This window comes from Frankia sp. CcWB2 (genome assembly GCF_977927585.1).
Map to the genome: position 1 here is coordinate 1 of NZ_CDWRCM010000215.1, position 2,540 is coordinate 2,540.

The window sequence follows — 2,540 nt, forward strand, 5'->3', positions numbered from 1 at the left end:
ACGACCATGAGAGGGCCAGTTCGATCACAAGATCAGCAACAGATCCAGGAAACGCGCGAGCACGCTCGGACGGGATCCCGCCGTTCCGATCTCGGAGTCGGCTACAGCGAGTTGTCGACTTACGCGTCGCACGGTGACCGCAGCCTCGGCCTCCGCGTCGAGGGGGAAGGAACGGACGAAGGTCACGTCCATCGACATCACCTGGGTGGCCGATCTGGTGGGCAGTATCCGGCTGTGCGCCGAACCGTGGCGGTCGCCGGCCCAGGCCTGGGTATAGAGCAGCAGGGGAGCGAGGGGATCGGATGCCGAGGGTTTCTCCCGTGCCTCGGGTGGGCGCGTGGGCCAGTCGCCAGGCGTGTCCAGATGCAGGCTGGCGGCGCGCACGCTATCGCTCTTCCCGAGCGCGGCGGCGGCGGTGAGGGAGATCTCGGCGAGTACGGCGAGTGCGCCGGTGGTGAGGCCGACGCTCGGTACGGGAACGGGGAGCTCGGGACCGGGGACCGAGGACGTCCAGGTTGGCCCGGCACGGGCCAACCTGGACGTCAGGATCGGGCGAGGTGAACCAGGATTAGACGAGGTCGAACCGGTCGAGGTTCATCACCTTGACCCACGCCGCGACAAAGTCGTGCACGAACTTCTCCCGCGCGTCGTCGCTCGCGTAGACCTCCGCGAGCGCGCGCAGCTCGGAGTTCGAACCGAAGACGAGGTCGGCGCGGCTGCCGGTCCACCTGACCTTGCCCGTGGCGACATCACGGCCCTCGAAGGTGTTCGCGTCCTCGGACGTCGCCTTCCACGTCGTGCCCAGCTCGAGCAGGTTGACGAAGAAGTCGTTCGTCAGCGACCCGGGAGTCGCGGTGAAGACGCCGAGCGGCGACTGCTGGTAGTTGGCACCCAGGACCCGCAAACCACCGACGAGGACCGTCAGCTCGGGGGCGCTCAGGGTCAGCTGGTTCGCCCGGTCGAGCAGAAGGTACTCAGCCGGCAGGCGGTGGCCCTTCCCGAGGTAGTTGCGGAACCCGTCCGCCGTCGGCTCGAGCACCGCGAACGACTCCACGTCGGTCTGCTCCTGCGACGCGTCGGTACGTCCCGGTGCGAAGGGGACCTCGACGTCGAAGCCGGCGTTCGCGGCGGCCCGCTCGACGGCAACACCACCGGCGAGCACGATCAGGTCGGCGAGCGAGACCTGCTTGCCGCCGGTCTGGGCGGCGTTGAAGGCCTCCTGGATCCCCGTCAGCGTGCGCAGGACCGCCGCCAGCTGGTCGGGGTCGTTGACCTCCCAACCGCGCTGCGGTTCGAGGCGGATGCGCGCACCGTTGGCGCCGCCGCGCTTGTCACCACCGCGGAACGTCGAGGCCGACGCCCACACGGTGGAGACCAGCTGGGAGACCGACAGGCCCGAGGCGAGGATCTGACCCTTGAGAGTGGCGACGCCCGCGGCGTCGATGAGCTCGTGGGCCACCGCCGGGAGCGGGTCCTGCCACAGCAGCGTCTCGGTCGGGACCTCCGGGCCGAGGTAGCGCGCGACCGGCCCCAGGTCACGGTGCGTCAGCTTGAACCACGCCCGGGCGAACGCGTCCGCGAACGCGCTCGGGTTCTCCAGGAAGCGCCGCGAGATGGGCTCGTAGATCGGGTCGAACCGGAGGGCGAGGTCCGTCGTCAGCATCGTGGGGGCGTGGCTCTTCGATGCGTCGTGGGCGTCGGGGACGGTGCCGGCACCGGCACCGTCCTTGGGCTTCCACTGGTTCGCACCGGCGGGGCTCTTCGCCAGCTCCCACTCGTGGCCGAACAGGATCTCGAAGAAGCTGTTGTCCCAGCTCACCGGGGTGTTCGTCCACGCACCCTCAAGCCCGCTGGTGATCGTGTCCCCGCCCCTGCCGGTGCCGAAGGTGCTCGTCCAGCCGAAGCCCTGCTCCTCGAGGGGGGCGCCCTCGGGCTCCGGGCCGACATGCTCGTCCGGGTTGGCCGCGCCGTGGGTCTTGCCGAAGGTGTGGCCGCCGGCGATCAGGGCGACCGTCTCCTCGTCGTTCATCGCCATCCGGCGGAACGTCTCGCGGATGTCGCGTGCCGCGGCGATCGGGTCCGGGTTGCCGTTCGGGCCCTCCGGGTTGACGTAGATGAGACCCATCTGGACCGCGGCGAGGGGATTCTCGAGCTCCCGGTCGCCGGTGTAGCGATCGTCGTCGAGCCAGGTGGTCTCGGGGCCCCAGTAGACGTCCTCGTCAGGCTCCCAGACGTCCACCCGGCCGCCGGCGAAGCCGAAGGTCTCGAAGCCCATCGACTCCAGGGCGACGTTGCCGGCGAGGATCATCAGGTCGGCCCACGAGATCTTCTGGCCGTACTTCTTCTTGACCGGCCACAGCAGGCGGCGAGCCTTGTCGAGGTTCGCGTTGTCCGGCCAGCTGTTAAGGGGAGCGAAACGCAGCTGGCCGGCACCCACACCACCGCGGCCGTCGCTGATGCGGTAAGTGCCCGCGCTGTGCCACGCCATCCGGATGATGAACGGGCCGTAGTGACCGTAGTCGGCCGGCCACCAGGCCTGC

2 protein-coding genes are annotated in these 2,540 nt (G+C 69.5%); both read right to left on the reverse strand.

Features of this window, described 5'->3' with window-relative positions; translation table 11 throughout:
* Positions 1-24 precede the first annotated feature (24 nt).
* Positions 25-534 carry a hypothetical protein gene (locus ACY45C_RS18450; protein WP_462188826.1) on the reverse strand — a complete coding sequence of 170 codons (510 nt, stop codon included), beginning with the start codon at positions 532-534 and terminating at the stop codon, positions 25-27.
* A 34-nt stretch (positions 535-568) separates the two neighbouring features.
* Positions 569-2,540, reverse strand: a 1,972-nt coding sequence (katG, locus tag ACY45C_RS18455; protein WP_462188827.1) for a catalase/peroxidase HPI, incomplete at its 5' end; no start/stop codon positions are given.